Source organism: Vibrio bivalvicida (genome assembly GCF_001399455.2).
GTDB classification, from domain to species: Bacteria; Pseudomonadota; Gammaproteobacteria; order Enterobacterales; family Vibrionaceae; genus Vibrio; species Vibrio bivalvicida.
On record NZ_LLEI02000015.1, the window covers coordinates 74,638 to 98,282 of the forward strand.

18 protein-coding genes are annotated in these 23,645 nt (G+C 43.5%); 9 read left to right on the forward strand and 9 right to left on the reverse strand.

The genetic code is table 11. The features are described 5' to 3' along the window. Window positions 1-17 precede the first annotated feature (17 nt). From APB76_RS02700 to APB76_RS02710, 3 genes are all read right to left on the reverse strand, one after another. On the reverse strand, window positions 18-1,463 hold the full coding sequence (locus APB76_RS02700; protein ID WP_054962847.1) for an FAD-dependent oxidoreductase: 1,446 nt from the start codon (window positions 1,461-1,463) through the stop codon (window positions 18-20). A 288-nt stretch (window positions 1,464-1,751) separates the two neighbouring features. Beyond that, window positions 1,752-4,193 (reverse strand): ABC transporter permease, encoded by a 2,442-nt coding sequence (locus APB76_RS02705; protein ID WP_054962846.1) that lies wholly within the window; start codon window positions 4,191-4,193, stop codon window positions 1,752-1,754. Window positions 4,194-4,195: 2 nt separating this feature from the next. Continuing rightward, window positions 4,196-4,867 (reverse strand): ABC transporter ATP-binding protein, encoded by a 672-nt coding sequence (locus APB76_RS02710; RefSeq protein ID WP_049846238.1) that lies wholly within the window; start codon window positions 4,865-4,867, stop codon window positions 4,196-4,198. Here APB76_RS02710 and APB76_RS02715 point away from each other — a divergent pair. The 5 genes from APB76_RS02715 to APB76_RS02735 all read left to right on the forward strand — a co-directional run bounded on the left by APB76_RS02715 (window position 4,866) and on the right by APB76_RS02735 (window position 11,199). Next, window positions 4,866-5,465, forward strand: coding sequence for an arylesterase (locus APB76_RS02715; RefSeq protein ID WP_054962845.1), 600 nt, complete (start codon window positions 4,866-4,868; stop codon window positions 5,463-5,465). The two genes, APB76_RS02710 and APB76_RS02715, sit on opposite strands and share 2 nt — an antisense overlap. A 76-nt stretch (window positions 5,466-5,541) precedes the next feature. Continuing rightward, window positions 5,542-6,732, forward strand: coding sequence for an enoyl-ACP reductase FabV (fabV, locus tag APB76_RS02720; protein WP_054962844.1), 1,191 nt, complete (start codon window positions 5,542-5,544; stop codon window positions 6,730-6,732). 214 nt (window positions 6,733-6,946) lie between these two features. Then, complete coding sequence (locus APB76_RS02725) at window positions 6,947-8,869, forward strand: sensor domain-containing phosphodiesterase (RefSeq protein ID WP_054962843.1); 1,923 nt, start codon at window positions 6,947-6,949, stop codon at window positions 8,867-8,869. Between the two features lie 78 nt (window positions 8,870-8,947). After that, window positions 8,948-10,603 carry an ABC-ATPase domain-containing protein gene (locus APB76_RS02730; RefSeq protein WP_054962842.1) on the forward strand — a complete coding sequence of 552 codons (1,656 nt, stop codon included), beginning with the start codon at window positions 8,948-8,950 and terminating at the stop codon, window positions 10,601-10,603. 62 nt (window positions 10,604-10,665) lie between these two features. Continuing rightward, window positions 10,666-11,199 (forward strand): GNAT family N-acetyltransferase, encoded by a 534-nt coding sequence (locus APB76_RS02735; RefSeq protein ID WP_054962841.1) that lies wholly within the window; start codon window positions 10,666-10,668, stop codon window positions 11,197-11,199. Here the strand turns inward: APB76_RS02735 and APB76_RS02740 are convergent. The 4 genes from APB76_RS02740 to helD form a co-directional block, all read right to left on the reverse strand. Further along, complete coding sequence (locus APB76_RS02740; RefSeq protein ID WP_049846244.1) at window positions 11,196-11,813, reverse strand: DNA-J related domain-containing protein; 618 nt, start codon at window positions 11,811-11,813, stop codon at window positions 11,196-11,198. The two genes, APB76_RS02735 and APB76_RS02740, sit on opposite strands and share 4 nt — an antisense overlap. A gap of 127 nt (window positions 11,814-11,940) precedes the next feature. Beyond that, a complete protein-coding gene (locus APB76_RS02745; protein ID WP_049846245.1) occupies window positions 11,941-12,780 on the reverse strand; it encodes an isopenicillin N synthase family dioxygenase in 840 nt (279 codons plus the stop codon). A 210-nt stretch (window positions 12,781-12,990) separates the two neighbouring features. Then, window positions 12,991-13,311, reverse strand: coding sequence for a divalent-cation tolerance protein CutA (gene cutA, locus APB76_RS02750; protein WP_054962840.1), 321 nt, complete (start codon window positions 13,309-13,311; stop codon window positions 12,991-12,993). Window positions 13,312-13,320: 9 nt separating this feature from the next. Continuing rightward, entirely contained in the window at window positions 13,321-15,381 is a 2,061-nt protein-coding gene (helD, locus tag APB76_RS02755) for a DNA helicase IV (protein WP_049846247.1), read from the reverse strand. Between the two features lie 254 nt (window positions 15,382-15,635). Here helD and yccS point away from each other — a divergent pair, with 254 nt between their 5' ends. The 4 genes from yccS (at window position 15,636) to APB76_RS02770 (ending at window position 19,854) form a co-directional block, all read left to right on the forward strand. Continuing rightward, window positions 15,636-17,801 carry a YccS family putative transporter gene (yccS, locus tag APB76_RS02760; RefSeq protein ID WP_054962839.1) on the forward strand — a complete coding sequence of 722 codons (2,166 nt, stop codon included), beginning with the start codon at window positions 15,636-15,638 and terminating at the stop codon, window positions 17,799-17,801. Between the two features lie 204 nt (window positions 17,802-18,005). Then, window positions 18,006-18,167 carry a hypothetical protein gene (locus APB76_RS23070; RefSeq protein WP_167350311.1) on the forward strand — a complete coding sequence of 54 codons (162 nt, stop codon included), beginning with the start codon at window positions 18,006-18,008 and terminating at the stop codon, window positions 18,165-18,167. A gap of 54 nt (window positions 18,168-18,221) precedes the next feature. Next, entirely contained in the window at window positions 18,222-18,503 is a 282-nt protein-coding gene (locus APB76_RS02765; protein WP_054962838.1) for a hypothetical protein, read from the forward strand. A 91-nt stretch (window positions 18,504-18,594) separates the two neighbouring features. Beyond that, complete coding sequence (locus APB76_RS02770; RefSeq protein WP_049846326.1) at window positions 18,595-19,854, forward strand: hydroxymethylglutaryl-CoA reductase; 1,260 nt, start codon at window positions 18,595-18,597, stop codon at window positions 19,852-19,854. Window positions 19,855-19,915: 61 nt separating this feature from the next. Here the strand turns inward: APB76_RS02770 and luxQ are convergent, their stop codons facing one another. Further along, window positions 19,916-22,462, reverse strand: a complete 2,547-nt coding sequence (gene luxQ / locus APB76_RS02775; protein ID WP_054962837.1) for a quorum-sensing autoinducer 2 sensor kinase/phosphatase LuxQ — start codon at window positions 22,460-22,462, stop codon at window positions 19,916-19,918. Beyond that, the gene (locus APB76_RS02780; protein WP_054962836.1) at window positions 22,462-23,559 is read right to left on the reverse strand and encodes an autoinducer 2-binding periplasmic protein LuxP; all 1,098 of its coding nucleotides are present in this window, start codon (window positions 23,557-23,559) and stop codon (window positions 22,462-22,464) included. Before APB76_RS02780 ends, luxQ begins: the two co-directional genes overlap by 1 nt. Window positions 23,560-23,645 lie beyond the last annotated feature (86 nt).

Genomic DNA, 23,645 nt, shown 5'->3' on the forward strand with positions numbered 1-23,645 from the left:
CGACAGACCCGCCCCTGCTATGCTGGTGTTCCGTAGTATTCGGCCAACTGTTGTGGATAGTTTCGCTCCTTCGCAAGCTCTCGTGCTTTGGCCTCTACAGATTCTGCCGATAAGCTCATAATGACAGGGTGCATTAGTTCAATACTCGCACCCTGGTAGTCAAATAGCCCCCACTCTTGAACCAGTTTCATTGCAGCTTCTAGAGCCGATGACCCTTTTACCACCTCGACTCTGGCATAGTGTGCACCTTCAAAAGTCACATCTGCTGCACGTAGCGTGTCATCACGACCCGGGATTTGCTGCGCACCAAAAAGTGGTGTGCCATGTTCAGTTGCTTGCTTGTAGTTAGGAATAAATCGAGACATATGGTCGATTGCTTTGCGGCTTCTTTCCGTAATCACCTCATCATCCCAACCTTTTTGAATTTTTCGCTTCAAGCGCATGGGTAAATGAGGCTGTGACGTAGACTCCGTCGATGAGACTAACCCATCTTCAAACAGTGTAATATCTTTAGTCATCCCATGAAGTTGGAATACACCGCCTGGATAAGGTGTTAGCTGAGCCATACCATTTGGTGTGCCTCTTGGGCCATGAAAAATAACCTCGGGCCAAAGTTCATTGCACTCATCCCACTTAGTCACATAGGCCGCTTTAAACTCAACAAGTCGTTCACGTGGCTTGTTGGCTAGGTCATCGATTGAACCAGTTTCATAACCGCAAGCATTGACCAAATAGTCGAACTCGAGAAACTGAAGCTGATCTTCTTGATCAATATACTCAATCTTCCAACTGTTAGACTGTTCCTCTACCCCAATAACTTGTGTATTGGTCATCATGGTGCAATTAGGGATCGCTTCTAATGCTAACGTGGCAGATGCACCAATCCGGAAGACGCTCCAGCCATGCTCTTCAACAGCAACCACAGGAAATTTCAGAACATCAAGATCAGCATGCTTAGCAAAAGGAATCATCCAGTCGTCGATCGAAATAGGTAGGGAGGGTTGTTGTTGTTCAATCAGTTGTTCGAGATCTTCACGACTGTAAAATTTGTAATAGTCACTAGGCTCTCCCAACACCTTGTTGGCGGGATCTGCTTTCACAAGCTCAGTATAATACGACTGAATAGTGATCAGGCGCTCATACAACTCCTCGGGGCTTCCTCCATCTGAGTACGGGACAGCAATCACCGTAGGCCGACGGTTAATGGTCTGTGGATAAAGGCGCGCAGTGTCAATGGATTGTTTGAGCAACTCAAGGCACTGATCTGTAGAAATCTCTCTGTATAAATTTCCACCAGCGTGCAAATGGCAGATTGGAGGCCCACTAACAAGCCCAGATCCTTTTTCAAATAGATGGACATTTAAGCCCAGCTCAGCCAAGTGTACAGCTGTGGTTGCACCAGCAATACCACCACCAATTATCGCGATTTTAGACGAGCTTTGAGTTTGCGTTTTCAATTGCATTTATGCGGCTAATTCGTTCATTCTCAGTGCATTTTACTGGTAATACGAAATGAATAAAATCACAAATTTTTTATGGAGAAATTATGACGTTTTTTCGAAAAAAAAATGAAAAAAACTGCTTGACTCAAAAATGGAGAACTTAGAAATAATTACCTTTGTGAATAACAAATCTGTGCAGGCCTACGCAGACCCGGGCCTGCGAGAAAATTAAAGTTATCTACAGGCCAAGTTATCCCAAACTTTATCCACTGTTTTTGTGGATAACTGGACATCTTGACCCGTTAAAAACTAACCAATCGCTTTGTTAATGGGAGTTAGCAGGCGTTTAATCAAACTGTTCACAACTAGAGCAAGTGTGAAAAAAGTCCCGACAGGTAACAGTATCCAAAGCATCCAATGTATCTGTGGTCGCAATTCGAAACCAAACACCATAATGGCGCTGACGACCAGCTCAGAGCCGATTATAGCGATAATACCCGCAACGAAAGCCATCAAACCATACTCAGCCCATATGGTTTGTTCTACACGCTTTTTACTGGCGCCAAGTGTTCTATAAAGCTGAATTTCTTCCTGTCGTTGACCTAAGCTCAATCGTAGTAATGTAAAAATAAGCAGTAGTCCCGATAAAACGCCGATACCCGCTAAAAGAGTAATTGACCATACGATCTGCGCCAACAGTTCTTGAATCTTAGCCCCCATGACCCGAATATCCATCAAACTCACCGTTGGATGTTGGCGAGAAAGCTGGTTTAGTAAAGCATCATGTTCATCTTCGACTCTAAAGCTAACTAGATAAGTCGCAGGAATGCTTTTCAGCACATCTGGTGTAAAGATAAAGTAGAAGTTTGGCTTCATGTCTCGCCATTCAACCATTCGAATCGAGTTCACTTTGGCTTTGACTGCAATACTATTGATGACAAATTCAAGTTGGTCTCCAATGCTTATGCCTAGATCATTCGCTACATCGGATTCAACTGACACACCGCCGACCTCGCTCCACCGCCCCATTACGACATCATTGTGCTCAGGAATAGCGGAACTAAAAGTAAAGTTGATTTCCCGCCTAAGTGCATCGCTTCCCTCTTCCCCCTTAGAACGTAACTTGGCATCTTGACCATTTATGCCAACCAAACGGCCACGTATAATTGGGTAATCTTCCGAACGTTGAATTTTATTGTCATCAAGCACTTTTAAGTAATTGTCTTTTTCATATGGTGCAATGTTCAAAGCAAACGCGTTGGGCGCGTCTTTTGGTAGCGTCCTCTGCCAATCGGTTAGTAAGTCGGTTCTCACCAGCCACATAGTCGAAAGTAGCATTAACGACAAAGCTAACGCTCCAAATTGAATGCCAGTTGCAACTGAGGAGCGGTTAATCCTACTCAAAGCCAGCTTCAACGCTGCGCTCAGTGGCACTTTTACTAACGTACGAGTGATCAATACGCTCACTAACGCCAATATCGCAAATAAAGCGACGATACCCGCCAATACTATCCATACCAACTGATTGTCATAATAAGCCAGAAGCATAGGAATAATCGGGACCAGTACCAATGCGTAACGTACTTTTGACGAGCCATATTCAGCTTGAGGTTGCATCACATTAACAGCACTGACGTTAGTTAACCCAATTAGTGGTATACCTAATGCGGGAACAGCAATCACAATGCTGGTGAGTACCGAAATCACAAGCGGCTTGATGCCGTAACTCGGTAAAGGGTTGGGAAGTAATTCTACCAGTGGAATCCTCAACAGATACTCAAGGACTACACCTAATGACACACCGACCAAGACAGCGGACACAAGCAACATCGTCACTTGAGTCAGTAGCCAGCGTATCAGCCACTTTTTACTTGCTCCCAAACTTTTGAGCATAGCAATGGTTTTTCGACGTGTAGTGACATAGTGCTGACAAGTCAATACTAAGGTTGTCGCGGCCATGATTACCACAATAGCAACGGTCAGCGACAAATACTGCTCGGTACGTTGAAATACCTCGTTGGTACGACTTGCACTATTCTGATCTCGCCAACGATCACTAGCTGTTATCGCTATACTCTCCTTTAAGCGTTCAATATTGGCGGCGCTTCCATTAATAAATTTGCTGTAGCGTACGCGGCTACCCAACTGAACCGCCCCGGTTTTTTCAATATCATTACTATGGATAAAAGCTGATGGCATTTGTTGAAATGGATTAAAACTTAAACCTGGCTCTTCGACAATACGTCCCGTTACTATGAAGTCGGCATCGCCCAACGTGACAGCGTCACCGACCGAGACATCTAATTGTGAAAATAGTCGCTCATCTAGCCACAGTTCTCCGGGATTCACTCGTGTGAACAATTGCTTGTCATCAGATAAAATCATCTCGCCCTGTAGGGGGTACAGGCTATCGACCCCTTTTACGGTAATGAGCTTCATTGCGTTATCGCTAAAAGCCATCGTGCCAAAGCGAGTTTGTGTTGAAATCACAAGCTGGTTACTTGCTGCTATAGTGTCAAAATCACTGTCAATTGGGTTAGAGGAGACATATACAGTATCCGCAGTTAACGCTTGTTTACCCTGCTTTACAACCACTTGTTCCATCCGCTCAGCTAAAGCTGTGAGCGCAAATATACACGCAATAATCAGTATCAGAGCAATCGTGACAGGCCACAACTGGCCTTGCCTAATCTCACTGACACTCCACTTAATTAGGTGCTTGTTCAAAGATGTAGCCGTGGAATTTGACATGATCAATCCTCTAACCTGCCCGCTTTCATCTTAATGATACGATCACACCGCTGCGCCAACTTAGTATCGTGCGTAACAAGAACAAGTGTCGTTCCATGCTCCTGGTTTAGAGAAAAAAGTAACTCTATAACGGTGGCAGCTGTCTGTTGGTCAAGGTTTCCTGTCGGCTCATCGGCAAAAAGAATCGTGGGTTGAATCATGAATGCTCTTGCTAAAGCCACACGCTGTTGTTCTCCACCTGATAACTGAGTAGGAGAGTGATGAATACGATTTCCTAATCCAACTGACTCTAACAGATTTATCGCCCTTTCTTTGTCTTCAGGGTCGCCCTTTAATAAACATGGCAGAGTCACATTGTCGAGCGCTGATAAACTTGGTATTAACAGAAAACTTTGAAACACAAAGCCAACTGATTCACTTCTTATTGCTGCGCGTTGTTCATCATTCAAACTTTGAAGTGGTCTCCCAAGAAGCTCAACCTTACCTGTTGTCGGCACATCAAGCCCTGCGAGGAGTGTCATTAAAGTCGATTTACCTGCGCCCGAGGTGCCGACAATAGCAACGCTTTCCCCCTTTTTGATGTCAAGATTTACATCATCAAGGATTGTTAATTGCTCTTGTTTGGTAGAGACTATCTTGGACAATGATTGTGCTTCAATTACGGATGTTTGCATGTTTCGAATACTTTCCCTTGTTCTTCTATTTTTGTCAGTAAATCCAGCTTATAGCAAAACTCTATTGATCTTAGGCGACAGCTTGAGTGCTGGATATCAAATGCCAATTGAGCGTGCTTGGCCCTCCCTTCTGGCCGATGAGCTGGCCCAAAGCGGACAGCAGGTCTCGGTTATTAATGCCAGTATTTCTGGTGATACAACAGGCAACGGAATCGCTCGCTTACCCGGTTTACTCGACAAACATGAACCTGACTATGTTTTAATTGAATTAGGCGCTAATGATGGTTTACGCGGTTTTCCTGTTGGTATTGTGCAAAACAACCTAACCGAGATGATCGGTATGATTCGTAATGCCGATGCGACTCCATTATTAATGCAAATTCATATTCTTCCTAACTATGGCAAACGCTACACCGAAGCGTTTGCCGCTGTCTACCCTGACGTATCGCAAAAACTCAATGTACCACTGCTGCCTTTCTTACTTGAAGGTGTCATCATCAATCCCGAATGGATGATGACCGATGGCCTTCACCCCAAACCAGAAGCGCAACCGTGGATATCTAACTTTGTTGCAAAGTCGTTAATAAATCACTTCTAATTGCTTTAGCTCAATAAACTTTACATAGCTTTACGTTAGCTTGGGTTGTTGCCAAGCGTTGGCTTAAGGAGTATGTATGATTATTGAACCTATCATTGATGGGGTCGTAGCACGTAGTGCGCATCCAAATGGCTGCAAGCAAGCGGTAGCCAATCAAATAGAAACGGTAAGATCTGCACCTGCGATAAAGGGTGGCCCCAAGCGAGTTTTGATCATTGGCGGCTCTTCTGGATTAGGTTTAGCTTCGCGCATAGCGCTCACCTTTGGCGGTGCAAAAGCAGATACAATTAGCGTTTCCTATGAAAAATCGCCGTCATCAATAAGTTCAGGTTCAGCGGGCTTTTACAATAACTACCATTTCAAGAAATTCGCTGAGCAAGAAGGGCGTATTGCGGTAAACATAGAAGGCGATGGTTTTTCTCAACAAATTAAAGATCAAGTTGTTGAAGCAATAGAAACCTACTTTGAAGGAGAAGTAGACCTAGTCATCTATAGCTTAGCTAGCGGAGTCCGACCAAATCCCACCACCAACGAGCTATGGCGCTCTGCAATCAAACCTATTGGAAACCCCGTAACAGGTAGCACATTGTTACTTGACACAGACCAATGGCACGAAACAACATTACCACCTGCGACAGACAAAGAAGCTGAGTCAACACTGAAAGTCATGGGTGGAGCAGACTGGGAACACTGGATTGATACATTGATTAATTCTGAATCAATCGCACAAGGTTGCAAGACGATCGCATTTTCTTATGTCGGACCTGAATGTACTCACTCCATTTACCTTGATGGCACATTAGGTAGAGCCAAAATCGACCTTCACCAAACCAGTCATTCCTTGAACCTAAAACTCGCCAACTATGCTGGTAATGCCTACGCAACGGTTTGTAAGGCATTGGTGACTAAAGCGAGCGTCTTTATTCCAGCACTGAGCCCCTATATCATCGCTCTTTACAAAGTAATGAAGGACAAGGGAACCCATGAGGGGTGCATTGAGCAAATGCAACGCCTTTTCAGTACCAAGCTTTATGCCACTACCCCGCCCCCTGTAGACAGTGAAAGATTAATTCGTATGGATGATTGGGAACTGGATAAAAACACCCAGCAACGCGTGTCGGAAATCCTAGATAAGATTGATCAGTCTAACTTTAAGCAGCTCGGAGACTATTCAGGATTCAAGCAAGAATTTCTTAATCTCAATGGGTTTGGGTTCGATAACATTGATTACAGTGAAGATGTGGATATTAACACATACATCACTTAAAGTCTTTGGTTTCAAGGGGTCTCATTCTTGAGACGCACATTAAGACAAAGTCTTAAACATGCGTTTGGGACTTTTTTTTGGCGATACCTTGGGGCATGCTATCTGACAAGTTCGCACCAAACTCTTAATCTTTGGTTCAATGACTATTTCTACGACTATTATTAAAGAGAGCAAGGAATGCTCGGATTGGTACACTAGCCCACAGGGATCAAATATGTCTAAATTGAACACGGGAACAATTATTATTCCTGAAGACATGAGTGACAATTGGCAAAAAATCGTCAACCTACTCGCAGAGATAGTTAACGTCCCTGCGGCATTGATTATGAGAGTTCACAAGGCACACATTGAAGTATTCTCTGCCAATAATAACCGTAATCATCCTTATCATGTCGGAGATAGCGAAAGCTTAAATCAAGGACTCTACTGTGAAATGGTTGTCAATGAAAACCGCCAACTTGTTGTTCCTAACGCAAGTGCCGACAAAAAATGGTGTACTAACCCCGATATGAAGTTTGGCTTGCTCGCATACTGCGGCTTACCTTTACGTTGGCCTAACGATAACATGTTCGGTACAATCTGCGTGCTCGATGATAGAGAAAACCCTTTTGCTGACACCTATCAACAATTACTCATATCATTTCGCGATTCTGTAGAAGCACAGCTTAAAACACTTTACCAAAATCACTATCTTCAACAGCTTAATCTCGAGTTAGAATCACGAGTAAACACACGTACTCAAGATTTGGTTGATCTTAACTATTCGTTAAATATAGAAATTGACAAAAGACGCGCCGCAGAACGAAAAGTACGCTACCAACAGTCGCATGACCTAGGAACCGGATTTTTAAACCGCAATGCGCTAGAAATTGAAGCACAGCAACTGCTCGACACCCTACCTTTAGCAGCACATCTGGAAACACATTATAAAATCGGACTACTGCATATTGGCTTTACTAATGGGCGCAGAATACAAGCTAAATATGGTTACGGTGCATGGGAAGACATCCTCAAAGAGTTCCGCACTCGCTTAATCCAACACACACAACTTGATGTCGTCACCGCTAGGCCTTCGTCTACTGATCTAGCGTTTCTAATTAAAACACACCACTACGACGATGACATCAACACCTTATGCAAAGAGTTAGTCGAAGTCAGTCAAACTGAGTTTACTGTTGAAGGCGAACACCTTCATCTTCATAGCTATATTGGGGTAACAAGCTCTGACGATACCCAATGTTCTAAATCTTTACTCAAATACGCGGCAGAAGCGATGCAGTCTTGTAAAGACTCGGGACATAAATTTAGCTTCTATTGCCAAGATATTTCGGATACGCAAAAAAACATCAGTCAGCTTGAAAGTTATTTACTCCAAGCAGTACGTAATGATGACTTATTGCTCTATTTCCAACCAAAAGTTTCGCCTTTAACTCATCGTTGGATCGGTGCTGAAGCGTTACTTCGCTGGCGCCACCCCATTCTTGGCGATATCTCAAACGAAACACTCATCCACCTCGCGGAGCAAAATGGTCTCATCTTCGAAGTCGGCAGTTTTGTTCTCCGCTCCGCGATACAAAAAGCCGCAGAATGGGCTATTCATGTTGATGATTTTAAAGTCAGTGTCAATGTATCTGCCGTACAGCTTCAGAGCCCGCAATTTGTCAACCAAGTTCAAGACTTACTCATAGCTTATCAGCTGCCGGCTCACTATCTCGAACTAGAAGTGACAGAAAGCGGTCTGATAGCCAACGAAGTCGTCGCTCGTAACACTCTAATCTCTTTAAGCGAGCTGGGCATCACCCTCTCCCTCGACGATTTTGGTACGGGCTACGCGTCATTTAATTACTTAAAGAAATTTCCATTCGATGCAATTAAAGTTGATAAAAGCTTTGTTCATCAACTGTCACATAGCAACGAAGACAAGGAGATCGTGCGATCTATCATTTCAATTGCAAAGAAACTCAACCTAAAAGTTACTGTTGAAGGTATAGAAAACTCAGAGCACGAATCGTTCATCCTTTCTGAAGGGTGCGATATTGGTCAAGGTTACTTATACGGTAGACCTATGCCCTTTGATGAATTCGAAACTCACCTTCTAAACCAAAATAACCTATCGCCGAAGTTCTCATATTCGTAAACACTCCACTATTGCTTTACTCCTAGACGAGCGATTTCTATAATCCTCGTCTTTCTCGTTTCCACAATAGAGTTCAATATGGATCAACTATCCGCCGCACTAAAAAAAATAGAAAAACAAAACTACCACGCCTATCAACAGATTAAAGGCCAGTATGATTTTGGCGATTATGCTTTCCATATTGATTACGTACAAGGTGACCCATACGCCTCCGCATCTCGCGTGCGGGCAATACGCCCTTGGTCACTAACAGGGCTTGTCTGGATACGTGATAAGTCACCATCTTATCAAATTGCTGCTCGCGACTTTATCGCGCGTAGTTTTGCGCAGTTTGCTAAGCAAGACAGTAGCATCAGCATCGCGTTAACTGGCCAAACAGTGCTGGATAACACCGCCGTATTATTTACTGAGCAAGGAATAGAGTTAAGGTTTAGAGTCAATCTACCTGCTGAAGGTCGATCTGTACTGGGCAAAAAAGCAGATAATATCTTAACTTTTCATTTGCCTAAGTTTATTCGCAAAGCGACACTTGAGCGTGAAATCGATAAACAAACGCTGATTCAACATTGTGAAGCAATAGAAGACCAAACTGCTCTTCGTGCTCAATTAGAGGAAAATGGCTTACTAGCGTTTGTGGGTAATGGCGCAATATTGCCCCGCATATCAGGCAATTGTGACCTGCCTATGAAAAATGCAGTCGAGTTTATCGCCCCTAAATCGTTGGAAGTAACTTTAAACGCCCCTAATCGTGGTGAGATTAAAGGCCTGGGTATTCCAAAGGGTATCTCGCTAATTGTTGGTGGTGGGTTCCACGGTAAATCAACTTTGCTCAATGCGATTGAACGCTCTGTTTACAATCATATTCCAGGTGATGGCCGCGAGCTGGTTGTGACCAATGCACTGGCTATGAAAATTAAAGCGGAAGACGGTCGCTGCGTTCACTCACTCAACCTTTCAAATTACATTAATCATTTACCTATGGGCAGAAAAACAACCGACTTTTCTACCCAAGATGCCTCGGGCTCAACCTCACAAGCGGCGTGGTTACAGGAATCGATCGAGTCTGGTGCCAAAGCAATCTTGATTGACGAAGATACCTCGGCCACCAACTTCATGATCCGTGACGAGCGAATGCAGGCGCTAGTGAGTAAAGGGGCAGAACCGATTACTCCTCTCGTCGATCGTATTGGCCAACTTAGCGAACAATTAGAGATTTCTACCGTTATTGTCATGGGAGGATCGGGGGATTACCTTGATGTCGCTGATACCGTAATTCAAATGCATGACTATCAACCCGTAGACGTAACTGAAAAAGCTAAACAAGTGGCCGAACTTCACCCTACCCTGCGAAAAAATGAAAGTGAAGCAAGTCTTGAGTCTTTTCGTCCTCGTGCCTTCAACTGCGGTGCGTTACAGAAAATGCTCGCTGAAGGCAAGTTCAGAATTGCCGCTAAAGGCTGCGACTCGTTAAGGTTTGGTAAAGAATACACTGATTTAACTGCCCTCGAACAATTAGAATCAAACAACGAACTTAACGCGATTGGTTGGGTTTGGTTTCAGTTTGCTCAACAGCCTAGCTGGTCAAATATCCCAGCAAGAGACATCGCTCAGTATCTGAATGACGATTGGGATAAGTGTATGCCAAATCAAGGTGACTTAGCCAAACCTCGCGTTTTGGATGTTATGGCGGCACTCAATCGTATGCGTAAGTCTCAATTCAGCGCATCTAAATAGTATTTAAAACGCATTCATTGTATAAAGCGCCCGTTGTTTGGGCGCTTTATTATGTGGATAAAATGAGTCTTACTTTACCTACTTCAAACTTGATTCTTCGAGACTTTACCCTTTGCGACATTCGACTTTATGTTGAACAGTGCCAAGACCCCAAATATCAACGCTTTTATAACGTGGAAGACTGTTCAATAGCAAAGAGCACCTACCTAGCGAACCTGTTTATTGAGCAAGCTAATTACTATCCAAGAACCCAATATCACCTAGCCATCGAATGCAAGTATAGCGGAGAGTATTTGGGCCTCGCTGCATTACGCTTAGAGGCCAATCATCAGGCTTCAATTGGCTGCGGTTTAACTCGGTATAACCAAGGAAAAGGCGTGAGTGAAGAAGCCATGCAAAGCTTGATTCACTTCGGCTTTACTGAACTTGGTGTAAAACGAGTCTACGCGGAAACCATTTCCAAAAATAAAGCGGCTATTCGACTCTGCCAACGTGTCGGAATGAAGATAGACACAGAACGTGTTAATGATCGTTTCTTTAAAAACAAATGGTGGAACACAACGGTTTTAACCCTAGCCATAAATGAGTTTGGTTAATGGCGTAGCACATTCCAGGCTTCACACAGTATTCTAAATCTATCACTGTCTCCATTGTCCCTATCTGGGTGCCACTTCAATGCTAACTTGCGCCATGTCTTACGAATCTCAGACCGTGTTGCATCATGTGGTAACTTAAACAAGCTCAAGGCTTTGGCACGATCCATCTCTTTACCGTTAGTACTACCGACAAATTCACGATATCGACTCCAGAACTCATTAAGAAGACGTTTGACTTCTCCTTCATCAGCCTCGTAGTTTTTCCAATGGATGTAGTAATCCCTTAATGGATCGTGATGATCCACCTCATGGCCGGGAACTTGATGAGATGGCATAAGGATAATATCCATTGCCTGTACCTGGAGCCAGTTATCGGGATAAAGCGTTTCCTGAAGTTGGTATAAAGCATTCATTATCAGAAAGTTGCGTTTGAACAGGTCCTTTTCTGGGGACTCATCAAGCAAAGGGATAAAACCAAGATCACCTAGATGAGACGCCAAAGTGTGCACCTTCCATCCGCTTGACTTTTTCCTTAGTACTTCAAGAATTGGCCAAAGCAATGGGTTTTCCATGTATTGCTGAAACTGTGCTGTGAGCTCTTGTCGTTCTTGCATAAACTACTTAATCTCCTTCCTATTCACTAAATGACATAAAGAACCTTTTGTCGAGTTTCTGCTACGATAAATGTCGCCTGAGCCATAAAAAAAGAGCCGCTCTCGCGACTCTGTTCCTATTCGTTTTTTAGATAACGCCCAGTTCGCGCAAACGTTCCATAAGGTAACTATCTGCGGTATGACGCTCTGACAACACCACTTCTGGCTTAGGGTGTAAGAACAGTGGTAGTGAGATTCGTGACTGCTCCTGACGCGCCCCTGTTGGATTAATTACGCGGTGCGTTGTAGACGGAAAATAGCCGCCCGACGCCTCTTGTAGCATATCTCCAATATTGATGATCAAGTTGCCAAAATCGCAAGGAACATCTAGCCATTCACCCTCTTTGCCTAACACTTGCAATCCAGGCTCATTCGCCGCTGGTAGCACCGTCAGCAAGTTGATATCTTCGTGTGCAGCAGCGCGAATAGCTCCTGGTTCTTCATCACCGGTCATTGGTGGGTAGTGAAGAATACGTAGTAGTGTCTTGTTGCTTCCATTGATCATGTCTGAAAGTGCAACAGAGAACTTTTCTTGAACTTCCGCAGGAGCGTGAGCTTCGACCCAACCTAAAAGCTCTTCAGCAAATGCATTCGCTCGGTTGTAGTAATCCATGATTTGCTCTTTCAGCTCTTCTGGCATTTGGCCCCAAGGGTAAACGTGGAAGTACTCTTTAATGTCTTTAACTGTGTGGCCCTTTGCCACTTCAGAAACACTCGGTGGGAAGTAGCCGTCTTGGGTTTCAACGTTAAAATGAAATTCATTTTTACGCTCAGACATAAAGAAGTTGTACCAATTCTCGTAAATAGACTCAACGAGCTCTTTTGGAATTGGGTGATTCTTTAGAACACCGAAGCCTGTTTCACGTAAAGACGTAACAAACAGTTCGGCAGCATTTTCCGCTTGATAATCGACAGTTTCCAGTTTCATGACTTTTACTTTCTAATCGTTATGTATATGAGCAAACGATTGTAATTGTGACAATTTGGTAAAGCAAACGATAAGCCACGGGTGACAGTCATTTGGACATAGAGTGTGCAAAAAGGCTAAATTCCAACAGTATTTGTGACTACGTGCAGATTTTAGCCGCAAATAGAGCAGTTGAAAGCCGTTATATTATCAGTCGCGAGAGGAAGCCTTTCAGCAGCGGGTATTCTCTTCAATCCATGCCAAGTAAGGGTTAAATCCTTCGACAAATGGGATTTGAACAATCTGCGGTACTTCGTATTCATGGATGGACGCGATAGCTTGTTCAAGTTGCGCATAACAAGCCTTTGTGGTCTTCATAATTAACAATGTCTCATTGTCGCAACATACTTTCCCCTGCCACAGGTAATGGCTTTCAATCGGCATCGTTTGTATACATGCAGCAAGTCGCTTACCCAACACAGTGTTAATGATCTGCTTGCAGTTTTCACGGCAATTGGTCGTGGTGAGTACAATACAAAATGGACCATTCATTACGATTCCTTACTTCTGTACGATGACTGGGTAATCATCATTGACAAGCTCTTTGACAAAACTTGAACCACTTCCAGTATAAGCGATCCAGACTTTTTTCTTCGCTCGGGTGATGGCCACATAGAAAAGCCTTCGTTCTTCGGCATAAGGAAATTGATCATTTGATTGAGTCAAGGCTCCCTCGACATGCAAAGCTTTCACTCTTGCTGGAAACTGACCTTCATCGACATTGAGAATAATCACAAAGTCTGCCTCTTTTCCTTTACTCGCGTGACAAGTCATAAACTCTATCGAGAGTAAAGCAAAGCGTTTTTGCCAATCTGAAAGCAGTTCAGGTTTGTGGTAATGGTTCCGCCCTAATAACAAAACGCTTTGCAACGATTTAGCACTTCGATTCAACTGATCAAGCACCTTCTCAACATTAGCAAGTGGCATTAGCGTGACTGCTTTTGCTTTTTGTTGTTTATGGCTATTTAACGCTTTCTCCAGTTGTGCGGGGTTTTGCTGCACAAACTGATTCGCCACCTCACCGATCCTATTGTTAAATCGATACGTCGTATCCAAGTAGTGAACTGTGGAATTTGGGAATCGTTCGGCAAAACCTGTTGTCAGGTCGACATCAGCCCCCGCAAACTGATAGATAGACTGCCAATCATCACCGACAGCAAACAGAACACAAGCCTCATCTTGATTGCACAGAGCTTCAATTAACGCGAGTCGCTGCGGGGAAATATCTTGATATTCATCAACCATGATATAGCGCCATGGTGACTTAAACTTACCTTTCACAACATATTGCGTCGCACGTGTAATCATCAAATTGAAATCGATATGGCCTTGTTCTTTCAATTGTTGTTGCCACGCTTGGTAACATGGCCATACCAATGCGAGCTCACTGTTAAGCCGTGTGTATTCATGATTTTCGACTAAGCGTTGTTGGATCTCTTTTTTCGTGGCGCCCATAGAGGCTAATTGCATCATTTGCTTTTCAAGCCAAGCAATAAGCTTGGGGTTTTCTACATGGCTCCCTAGTTCATCATCGCCTGCCAGGTAGGCAATTGGCCACTTAGATAAATGTTTTTGCCAACGCTTAAAGTTGGTAGGAGTCATCCAATGCTTTTTCAGCCAGTCAATACACCAGTTCTGGCGCTGATTGTCGTTCAACGCAAGCGGCGAAATAGTGACATCACTTTGTTCTACTTGATTTAAGATCTGTAAACCAAGCTTATGAAAGGTACTAACCTTAGCGGTTTTTTCACCCGCTCCAATCTTATTGCTTAAACGTTGGCTCATCTCTTCAGCGGCATCTCGACCGAACGCTAACATAAGAATGTCTTCAGGGCGCGCCAAATGGCTTTGTAACAAATAGGCCACTCTCGCCGTTAAAACACTTGTTTTTCCGGAGCCAGCCCCCGCCAGTACCAAGTTATTGTCATCGTTAAGCAATACTGCACGCTTTTGAGAATAATTCAGTGGAGACGACTCGATTTGTGAAAACAGTACTTGCCAATTCTCTAGCTCGTTTTCTATCCAGCTCTCGTTTCTTGCATTTAACTCAGTGTCAGAATTATCAATCCAAGGCTCGACAGATGCCATACGCTCAGGCATACGCAGCTTTGCATCATTAAGCGTCATATTCATTGTCTGGAAGTTATGTGAAATTTGCTCGCGCCACTTTGCGACTTTTGAATGTGTCAAAAATGACGGCTGAAGATGAAAGCGTCGAACACTCTCCTCCCACTGAGGTAAATACTCGTTCAATTGTTGGCATTGGTGTCTGTGCCATTGCTGATAGGCAGCCACAGCATATCTGGCAAACTCACGACACTTATTTAACGGGAGACCTTGAACCAACCAAGCTCTTTGCTTTCCTTGATGTTCATGGGCGAAAAACAGCAGCCCGCCCCAAATAAGGCCACTTTTAATCTGTACGCGACCGCTCCAAACATTAAATGGTATATGTTCTTCACTCATTTCAGAACCAAGAATGAGAGAGTCTGAAGCAATCTTTATATGATAGTATTCGTGCTGAATAAAAAACTGTGCAGTCTTGTTTGCGGTTAGCTGCATTCTGTTAAGCCTTTAATCTGTCTTATCAACATCATAACGCAATTGAATTTGCTTTTGACAAGTTTCCGGCAAAATTTGCAAGTAAGAGTTCTAAATTAAAACACAATTTAGTCAATATCTGACTGACGTTAATCCGTCAATCGGTGACCTGCATAAAACTCGAGCAAACTCTATAGTATCTTTATTTGGATCAGGTCGTTACCATAGAAGCTGTGCTAATTTAGCGTCAATTACCAAAACATAGTTATCTGATAGTGAATTTATTAAGTCAGCTTCGCCATTACTGGGCAAACAAAACGTTCAACTATAGTTTACTGATACTCGTCACTCTTCTTGGCGTTGTCATACCTACATGGTATCTACAACTTAATTCCCTCATTGTCCCTCTAATTTTGGGAGTGATAGCCGCTGCTCTAGCTGAAAGTGATGACAGTTTTACCGGACGTTTAAAGTCTCAATCGCTAACCTTGGTCTGTTTTGCCATCGCAGCCTTATCAATTGAGATGTTGTTCAGTACTCCTTGGCTGTTTGCCTTAGGGCTTTTTATCTCAACTTTCGGGTTTATTATGCTTGGCGCAGTTGGGCCTCGCTATGCCAGCATTGCGTTTGGTTCATTGTTGATCGCGATTTACACCATGTTGGGTGCCCACGAGAGCACCAATATCTGGTTTCAACCATTGATGTTGTTAACAGGTGCAAGCTGGTATTATTTTTTATCGATGGTTTGGCACGCGCTATGGCCAATGCAACCCGTACAGCAAAATCTGGCGAACGTGTTTCTTCAGTTAGCGAACTACCTCGATTCAAAGAGTCAGCTTTTTTACCCAGTTTCTAACCTCAAACCTCAACCATATCGCATAGAAGAAGCCAGACTGAACGCCGCCACTGTCCATGCCTTGAACTCCTGTAAAGCAACCTTTTTGACACGTTCTAAGCGTGGTCATGTCGATGGAGCAAGCGATAGATTCTTAAACACCTACTTTCTTGCCCAAGATATACATGAGCGGATCAGCTCTAGCCACTATCGTTATCAAGAATTAGCACAGCACTTTGAGCGTTTTGATGTGCTGTTTCGATTTAAACACCTGCTGCAAAATCAAGCTAAGTCTTGTCGAGATATTGCCAAAGCAATCCGACTAGGCAAAGAGTATCAACACCGCGATGACTCTATTATCGCGCTTGACGAGTTACAAAACTCGCTGACCTATTTAAATGAACAAGACAATCCTCAATGGCGCTCATTGCTCGCGCAACTGGGCTATTTGTTCAATAACCTAGCTACGGTCGAAAAACAGCTCAGTAACGTCAATAATCCAGATGCTAATAAGCTAGAAGAAGAAGTATTGGATGACACAGAAGCCCATAACCTAAAAGTCATGTGGCAGCGCATTAAATCTAATTTTTCTAAAGATTCGATGTTGTTTCGACACGCTGTTCGAATGTCCATCGCTCTAACCCTTGGTTATGGAATTATTCAAGCTTTAGACATAGAACGGGGATATTGGATACTGTTGACCACACTATTTGTCTGTCAGCCAAACTATAGTGCAACTCGGCAAAAACTCGTCGCTCGCGTACTCGGAACCTTTGCGGGTATCTTTATTGGTGTTCCATTACTCACCTTGTTTCCATCTCAAGAAAGCCAGCTACTGCTGGTAGTTATTTCGGGTGTCGCTTTCTTCGCATTGAGACTAGCAAATTATGGCTACGCAACTGGTTTTATTACTGTTTTGGTGCTGTTCTGTTTTAGTCAATTGGGTCAAGGCTATGATGTAATATTGCCTCGAATCGCTGACACCCTGATTGGCTGTATCCTTGCCGTCGCTGCCGTGACCTTTATCCTTCCCGACTGGCAATCGAAAAAACTCCACAGAGTTATGGCTGACGCAATTTGCGCGAATCAACATTATTTGGGGCAAATCATTGGGCAGTACCGAGTCGGCAAAAAAGACAGTCTTAGCTATCGAGTGGCACGACGTAATGCTCATAATGAGGACGCGAACCTGACCTCAGCAATCAGCAATATGCTCGCAGAGCCAGGCCGTTACATTTCGGCCATTGACGAAAGCTACCGATTTTTAACTCTGAACCACGCGTTACTAAGTTACATATCGGCTCTTGGCGCTCATAGAACAAGAATTGCGGACGAACACACACATAAGCTTATTCTCGATGCTCATCGTGTCATACATCAACATCTGAGTGTCCTTCACACTCAACTCAACGAACAGTGTGACAATTGCGATACCAGCGGCATAGATGACCCCGTACTCGAACAACGACTCGCAGAGTGGCGGGAAGAAGACGATAGTTCTGTAAGAATGGTGCTACAGCAACTTCATTTGGTCTATCGAATGCTGCCTGAATTACATTCGTTAGCCAGTAAATTTGCTGCGCGAGTAGTACATAAACCTAACTAATAGACCTGCGAGCCATCATACTTGTTAGTTATCCATACTAACTCGCTTACTTATTTTTAACATCCTCTGACATTATTCGGACAAAAAGCCGACAGCGTCAAAATAAAATTACTTGTACATTATTAGTACGAGAGTAAGACGATGAAAGGAGACATCTCTTACCTGTATAAGTCCGATAGCTCATCGATTAACAGGTGCAAAAATATGACTCCACAACAATTTGAAGCAATGAAAGCTCAAATTAAATCACTTACGCCACAACAATTGCGTATGCTGAGAGGCGAAATCAACAGTAAACTTGACGGCGACGACAGAATAATCGTCAACGATGAGGAGTTGCAAATGATCTCAAGTTTATTTTCTTAGCACAACTTGCCCAAAATGCAAACACACCTTAAGCTTTAATTAAGGGAGGTGCTTATGCCTGTTTCTTCTGTGCAATCTGGCTATCAAATCATTGATATGTCATCCAAGATGGCCGAAGATGCTGCGCATGAAATCCAGCGTAACCAACAACTGCAATCGATACCAAAAGACAATACCTATGATTTCAATCAGGTTGAATTTAAGGTTACCCCACCACCGACAGATATCGAATCTTTAACTAAGCTAAATAGTGCTCAGCAATATAGTAAGATCGGCACCAATGTAATTCAAAGAGACCAAGAGATGATTGGGACCTTACTCGACATCCACGTTTAACTGCCTCGAAATTGTAGCAATCCATTAAGCAACCATTGTGTTCCCTACTCTATGCGCTAAAATGCTCGCAAATTTACTGTTTTAAATCGTAATGCCGAAATTAAACCTTGCTCGAAAAGATAAATCTCTCTTCACACTACCAGACTCAAACGGCGAAAAATTAGAACAAAAACTCAGTCCCCGCTTTGGCAAACCCGAGCTACGGCTTACACCCAGCCCCTATATATCTGAAAAAAACTTGTCTAAACGCTGGTCAAAGTTAAATACGCTAACCGATCAATCAGCCTTGCTTGATGAACACACACTAGCCAATGCTAACTTGTATAATAAAAACATCGAACATTTTATCGGGACAGTGAAACTTCCCGTAGGGGTTGCTGGTCCACTCCGAGTTAATGGACTCCATGCCAATGATGATTTCCTCGTACCACTCGCCACCACTGAGGCTGCCTTAGTCGCATCATATAACCGCGGAGCTCAGTTAATCACCATCGCGGGTGGTGCAAGCACTATGTTGATCAATGAAGGGGTTACGCGTACACCAGTGTTTATGTTTGACTCACTGGTAGAAGCTGGTCAATTCGTTGCCTGGGTGGTCACCCAGTATGATCATTTTAAGCACATTGCTGAATCAACAACCTCGCATGGAAAGCTACACGACATCAACGTCAATATTGAAGGTAACCATGTCTATCTGGTATTTGAGTACCATACTGGTGATGCCTCGGGGCAGAACATGGTCACTATCGCTACCAACGAAGTCTACTGCTTTATTTTGGCACACTCACCCGTTGAACCAAGCGAGGCATTTTTGGATGGCAACCTATCGGGAGACAAAAAACCCAATTCGCATACTTTGCGTCATGTGCGTGGTAAAAAAGTTACAGCTGAAGTGCATTTGAGCAAAGAGCTAATTGAAAAGTATTTGCACACTACTCCAGAAAAGATGATGCGTTTTGGACAAGTCACAACAACGGGCTCCGCGCTCAGTGGCGGAATCGGTGTAAATGCCCATTATGCTAACGCACTTGCCGCTCTCTATATCGCTTGCGGGCAAGATGCAGCCTGTGTATCTGAGTCTGCAATCGGAATCACGCGCATGGAAGTCAATCAACAGGGGGGTTTATACGCATCTGTCACCTTACCGAACTTAATGATCGGTACTGTTGGAGGCGGAACAGGGTTGCCGACGCAAAAAGCATGTTTAGATATTATGAAACTACATGGAAATGGCAATGCTAAAGCACTTGCTGAAGTAGCAGCAGCGCTCTGTTTAGCGGGAGAGCTTTCAATTGTGGGGGCCTTTTGTGCCAATCACTTCTCGCGTGCTCATCAAAAGTTGGCGCGGTAACTAGCCCTCCAATATATTGCGGTTTCAAGGGCATCATATTCAGATAATGATGCTCTTTGTTTCACTCTACCAAAGAATAGTGATGTTCTTTGAAATAGACAAAGGCTTTGTTTAACGCCGCCTCTTTGATCGGTTTCACGATCACGTAATTAGCGCCAGCTCTTAGAAACTCGTTTCTAGTTTCTTGCATCCCATCCGCAGTACAAGCATAAATTGGCACAGCCAGTTCGAGGTCATTACGAATGATCTCTGTTGCCTCTATTCCGCCAAGATTCGGCAATTGGTTGTCCATTAGCACCAGAGAGATAGAACTGTCGCTTTTCAACATCTCAATGGCATTGATACCATCTTCGACCCAAGAAACTTTCATTCCATATTTTTCACAAAATGCCTTGGCTATAAAAGCATTGGTATGATTGTCTTCAACCAATAACACATGAAGGGGTTCGCTGAACAATGTTGCTGGTTCAGCCTCTAGATCCCCAACACTGAATACTTTTTCTTTGCCAATTTGCAGTGGCATTTTAGCAGAAAAACGTGTTCCCCTGTCGACTTCGCTGTCAACGGTTATCTTACCTTCCATGATCGATACAAGACTATGGACAATGGCTAATCCCAACCCGCTTCCACCGTACTCCCTCGTGGTTGTCGCCTCCGCTTGTACAAAGGGTTCGAAGATATCTCTTAATCGCTTGTGCTCTATTCCTATCCCGGAATCTTGCACGTCTATCGACAATAGATATCCATTATTTTTAAGCTCACAATTTAAATCAACTCGAACTTGTCCCTGATGAGTAAATTTCACTGCATTGCTTACTAAATTAAAGATTATCTGGTTCAAGCGTACCTGATCACTAAACACCCACATTTTGTCATCGATATTGCTTGCAACAATGAAGTTAACCTCCTTGCTGTCGCAAAGAGGTTTAAATATCTTGTCGACCGTCGTCGTGAGCTCCAAAAGGCGGAAAACTCTATTCTCGATATGAAACTTACCTTGTTCTATCTTAGAAAAATCGAGTATATCGTTAAGCACAGCTAGTAGGTGTTCTCCGCTATTACACAAAATGTCCATATGTTCGACATCTTGTTCGTCTTCCATTTTACCTTTTAGCAACTGTGAGACACCAAGAATGCCATTCAGTGGCGTTCTAAGCTCATGACTCATTCGAGCAAGGAAATCAGCTCGTGCTCTTGCTGATTCCTCTGCTTGTTCACGCGCCGCTTCACTTTGTCTCTCAGCTTCAATAAAGCTGGTGATATCTTGCCCCTGAGCCATGATATGAGTAATGTTGTTATCATTGGATATCGGAGATAAATTCCAGCGGAATGTCTTGCTCGCGATCGTTGTATTGATGCCAGTTAACGTCGCCCCTTGTGCACACATTCTAATATGCGGCCTTAGGCTGTCGATCAGCTGCTCTTGGGCACGACCTTGGCGAAATGATCGCTCCGCTGCAGGGTTAAACCTGTTTAATTCACCATTGGAGTCCCATAAAGTAATGGGAGACAGTGAGAAATTGAACAAATCCGCAAATTGTTTTTCTTGCTCATGTAATCGCTTGAAAGAACGCTCGAATGAGCTCGCAATTTGATCAAATTCTTCAATGCTAGACCCCTCAAACTTAGTCACCTTCTGTTCTTGGATTGTTGCATCTGTGTAACGCATCAAGCTTTGGAGTTCATTTGAGACCCTCTGCCCTAGCCAAACCCGGGTGTAAATCGCGATCCCGACAACGAACATTGCCGTAACCAAGATCCACACATAATGGCTTTGTACAAAAGCCATTATGTGTTCGTTACTTTGCACGGTATAAACAGACAGAAAAGTCGGTACATTGTTTATCGTTACATCAGTTCTCGAAACCATATAACGACTCGCATTAAGCGACTTGGAAGATTGTTCTAACCACTCAATATGCTTAAAGCTTTGATTTTTCGTACTCGCAGCGATAACTTCCGAGCCAACAGCCAGCAATATTTCGTCCGCATTACCCCCTTTCGCTATCGCATTAACAAGCGAGAAGTTATTATTTAAAACAATGCCAATATAGAGGTGCCCTACCACTTCACCAGAATTGATATCGACGATAGCAGTACGGCGCATTGCAAGATACCTCACCCCTAAAGATGAAGGCGTTTGTGAAATATGCCAATCCGGCCCCGTGCTCATCTCTGCACTCAAATGGTTTATTTGGCTTTTCGAAATACCATAGAATTGAAAATTGCCATCGTCCCAGATCAGATTATCGTTACTGCGTATATATCGAAAATCTGGTGCAACATCCGGAGATAGTTGGTCAATACTGTTGAAAAAACGGTCTAGTGACTGAACATTTTTTGCGAGAGCACCCTCGACCAATATCCGATTTCTGCTGTAACTATCTTGCGTAATCTCCAACGATTTCACTCGTAAGTTGAAGATCTCTTGAACAAGGCTCTTAGTTTGCTTTTTCGTTCTCGCGACCTCTTGAGCTACCACATCTCGGTTAACTTGGTAGTTCTGAAGCACAACAACAACAATCAATACGCCAATACACAAAAAAAGTGAATTGGTTAGAATCGTTGCGAGTTGGCGTTTTCTGCCATGTTCATTATTAAAACGCATTATTGATCAGAGTACCTAAATGCACGCTGCTTTAGTTTTTCGATACGCGCCGGACTATCCTTTTTAGTCACTAGCTCAAAATCTCCTGAATAAACGTGTGGTACACGACGATCTTCCAGATCCCATTTAATTGCTTCTGCCATTGCGATACCGGTATCGTCGTTCATACGCATCGCAGTAACATCTAAGGTACCTTCATTGATTGCTTTCAATTCTGCGGTTCCCCCACCCCAGCCATTAAGCATTACATCTTGTCGACCTAATTCAGCTAGAGCATCAGAGGCCCCTAACGCTACGTCGGTTGAACAAGCATAGATAAACTTAAGGTTTGGGTCTTTATTTAGGGCAATCTTGGCAGTGTCATAGCCAGATTCGCGCGTTGCCTTAGTATAGAAAGATGAAGAGAGCTTATACGTGTCGTGATGGCTCATCTCCTCAATAAAAGTGTCTCCTCTTGCGTCACTGACATAGCCTTCTGAAAAATAAAGTACCGAGTAGCGGCTTTCTTTCGGCACGGAGCTTTTGTAGTACTGTTCGAGCACCTTTGTCCCTTTGATATGGTCAAAGCCAACATACATAAAGGGTTGCTGCTCGTCCCAAGCACGAACTGGTGTCGTGATATTCTGTAGAATTAACTTGGTATCAGTAGAGCTCAATACATGTTCAATGAACTTTCTGTGCCTTGTGGTATCTAGGGTAAAAACCAGATAATCAGACTTGTTTTGAACTGCCTCTAATAGCGATAAGCTTTGTTGCCTTACATCAACACTAGGACGAGTAAACACTTGGTTTATCTCGTAGTCAACTCCGAGCTTTTCCAAACGCATTTCAAATGCCTTGATGTTGCGAATCCAGTAGTCAGATACCTGCTGACCTGGGTATACGACCGAAATGGTCACTGGATCAGCCTGATGCACTGCCAATGGCGTCGGATATTTTCTCACCGTTTGACTTAGAGCTTCGGTTAATTGCTTTTGCTCTGGATGAGCATCAAGATATTCATCATATTGCCAATATCCGTTGAGGACTTGGGTGGTGTGTGCTGAAGCCGTAAACGTACACAGCGCAAGTAAAGGCAATATCGCTTTTTTAGACATCTAGTTCTCTCTTAATTCTAGCCAAACAGAACATATATTTATTATATTAGAATTTTTCTATAACCAACGTAAATGAGTAAGCCAAG

Bases quoted from the DNA above. Each gene is read 5' to 3' on its own strand.
- APB76_RS02705 (WP_054962846.1), bottom strand. From the start codon at position 4,193: ATGTCAAATTCCACGGCTACATCTTTGAACAAGCACCTAATTAAGTGG.
- APB76_RS02735 (WP_054962841.1), top strand. From the start codon at position 10,666: ATGAGTCTTACTTTACCTACTTCAAACTTGATTCTTCGAGACTTTACC.
- APB76_RS02765 (WP_054962838.1), top strand. From the start codon at position 18,222: ATGCCTGTTTCTTCTGTGCAATCTGGCTATCAAATCATTGATATGTCA.
- luxQ (WP_054962837.1), bottom strand. From the start codon at position 22,462: ATGCGTTTTAATAATGAACATGGCAGAAAACGCCAACTCGCAACGATT.
- APB76_RS02745 (WP_049846245.1), bottom strand. From the start codon at position 12,780: ATGAAACTGGAAACTGTCGATTATCAAGCGGAAAATGCTGCCGAACTG.
- APB76_RS02725 (WP_054962843.1), top strand. From the start codon at position 6,947: ATGTCTAAATTGAACACGGGAACAATTATTATTCCTGAAGACATGAGT.
- APB76_RS02740 (WP_049846244.1), bottom strand. From the start codon at position 11,813: ATGCAAGAACGACAAGAGCTCACAGCACAGTTTCAGCAATACATGGAA.
- APB76_RS02730 (WP_054962842.1), top strand. From the start codon at position 8,948: ATGGATCAACTATCCGCCGCACTAAAAAAAATAGAAAAACAAAACTAC.
- APB76_RS02700 (WP_054962847.1), bottom strand. From the start codon at position 1,463: ATGCAATTGAAAACGCAAACTCAAAGCTCGTCTAAAATCGCGATAATT.
- fabV (WP_054962844.1), top strand. From the start codon at position 5,542: ATGATTATTGAACCTATCATTGATGGGGTCGTAGCACGTAGTGCGCAT.
- APB76_RS02770 (WP_049846326.1), top strand. From the start codon at position 18,595: ATGCCGAAATTAAACCTTGCTCGAAAAGATAAATCTCTCTTCACACTA.
- APB76_RS23070 (WP_167350311.1), top strand. From the start codon at position 18,006: ATGACTCCACAACAATTTGAAGCAATGAAAGCTCAAATTAAATCACTT.
- APB76_RS02715 (WP_054962845.1), top strand. From the start codon at position 4,866: ATGTTTCGAATACTTTCCCTTGTTCTTCTATTTTTGTCAGTAAATCCA.
- helD (WP_049846247.1), bottom strand. From the start codon at position 15,381: ATGCAGCTAACCGCAAACAAGACTGCACAGTTTTTTATTCAGCACGAA.
- APB76_RS02780 (WP_054962836.1), bottom strand. From the start codon at position 23,559: ATGTCTAAAAAAGCGATATTGCCTTTACTTGCGCTGTGTACGTTTACG.
- cutA (WP_054962840.1), bottom strand. From the start codon at position 13,311: ATGAATGGTCCATTTTGTATTGTACTCACCACGACCAATTGCCGTGAA.
- APB76_RS02710 (WP_049846238.1), bottom strand. From the start codon at position 4,867: ATGCAAACATCCGTAATTGAAGCACAATCATTGTCCAAGATAGTCTCT.